The sequence below is a fragment of the Cryobacterium sp. RTC2.1 genome (genome assembly GCF_035018685.1).
In the GTDB taxonomy this organism is placed as follows: Bacteria; Actinomycetota; Actinomycetes; order Actinomycetales; family Microbacteriaceae; genus Cryobacterium; species Cryobacterium glucosi.
Genome location: NZ_JASJXJ010000300.1, coordinates 1 through 1,364 on the forward strand (window position 1 = coordinate 1; position 1,364 = coordinate 1,364).

Consider the following 1,364-nt stretch of genomic DNA (forward strand, 5'->3'; position numbering starts at 1 on the left):
GCTCCAGACCGGTCTGGAGCCCCGCGGCATCCTCGTTGTGCTCGACGCCGTGCACGGGTGCGTCACGACGCGCGGCGCCCGCCAGGTCAACAGCTCGACCGTCACACTCGCCGTACGCGGCGAACTCGCCGAACCGGCCCGCCGCGCCGAAGTGATGGCCCTGATCGGCGCAGGCTCATGACCCGCATCATGGGCGTGCTCAATGTCACGCCCGATTCCTTTAGCGACGGCGGCAAGTGGGCGTCGACGGATGCCGCGATCCGGCACGGTCTCCTGCTCCGGTCCGAAGGCGCGGACGTCATCGACGTCGGCGGCGAATCGACGAGGCCGGGCGCCGGCCGCGTCGCCCCCGCCGTCGAACAGGCCCGGGTTATCCCCGTGATCACCGAGCTCGCCCGGCAGGGCCTCGTGCTGAGCGTCGACACCCTCAACGCCTCGACCGCCCGCGCGGCCGCGGCCGCGGGGGCGAGCATCATCAACGACGTCTCCGGTGGCCTCGCCGACCCGCTGATGGCCAGCGTCGCCGCCGAGAGCGGCCTCACCTTCATCGCGATGCACTGGCGCGGCCACGCCCGCACCATGGACGACCTCGCGGTCTACGGCGACGTCGTCGCCGACGTCCGGGCCGAACTCGCCTGGCGCGTCGAGGCCCTCGTCGCCGCAGGGGTGCCGCGGGAGCGGATCGTGCTCGACCCCGGCCTGGGGTTCTCCAAGCTCCCCGCCCACAACTGGGCCCTGCTCGCCAACCTCGCGGCCTTCGACATGCTCGGCCTTCCCGTCATGATCGGCGCCTCCCGCAAACGCTTCCTCGCGACCGCGCTCCCGGACGACGCCCCGATCGCCGCCCGTGACCTGCCGAGCGCCGTGGTGAGCGTGCTCGCCGCCCAGGCCGGCGCCTGGGCCGTGCGCGTGCATGACGTGGCGGCAACCCGCGCGGCCCTGAAGGTGCTTGCGCTCGTGGAGTCGGCCAGAATAGAGCCATGATCCGCGATTGCATCACTCTCACCGGGCTGCGGGTCACCGCTCACCACGGCGTCTACGACTTCGAGCGTGAGAACGGCCAGGATTTCGTGATCGACGTCACAGTCTGGCTCGACCTGCACGCCGCGGCGTCGAGCGACGACGTCAGCCGCACCATCCACTACGGCGAACTCGCGATCGAGGTGACGGAGGCGGCGGCGGTCAACCCGGTCGACCTGATCGAGACGGTCGCGGAGCGGATCGCGGGCGTCGTGCTCGCCCACCCCGCCGCCGAGACCGTGCAGGTCACCGTGCACAAGCCGCAGGCCCCGATCAGTGTCCCCTTCACCGACGTCTCCGTGCAGATCACGAGGTCCCGGCCGTGAACCCCGCCCCCGTGACGC

The 1,364-nt window shown here is 71.8% G+C and carries 3 protein-coding genes; all 3 read left to right on the forward strand.

Going from position 1 to position 1,364, the window contains the following annotated elements; all coding sequences use genetic code 11:
* Positions 1-181: GTP cyclohydrolase I (locus QN357_RS18945; protein WP_323505392.1), on the forward strand; the 181-nt coding region annotated here is incomplete at its 5' end.
* Positions 178-984, forward strand: coding sequence for a dihydropteroate synthase (folP, locus tag QN357_RS18950; RefSeq protein WP_134446293.1), 807 nt, complete (start codon positions 178-180; stop codon positions 982-984). The genes QN357_RS18945 and folP, both read left to right, overlap by 4 nt.
* A complete protein-coding gene (gene folB, locus QN357_RS18955) occupies positions 981-1,346 on the forward strand; it encodes a dihydroneopterin aldolase (RefSeq protein WP_134446294.1) in 366 nt (121 codons plus the stop codon). Before folP ends, folB begins: the two co-directional genes overlap by 4 nt.
* The last annotated feature ends 18 nt before the right edge of the window (positions 1,347-1,364 follow it).

What these genes read in the sequence shown, in the direction of transcription:
- folP (WP_134446293.1), top strand. Translation starts at nt 178, where the DNA reads ATGACCCGCATCATGGGCGTGCTCAATGTCACGCCCGATTCCTTTAGC.
- folB (WP_134446294.1), top strand. Translation starts at nt 981, where the DNA reads ATGATCCGCGATTGCATCACTCTCACCGGGCTGCGGGTCACCGCTCAC.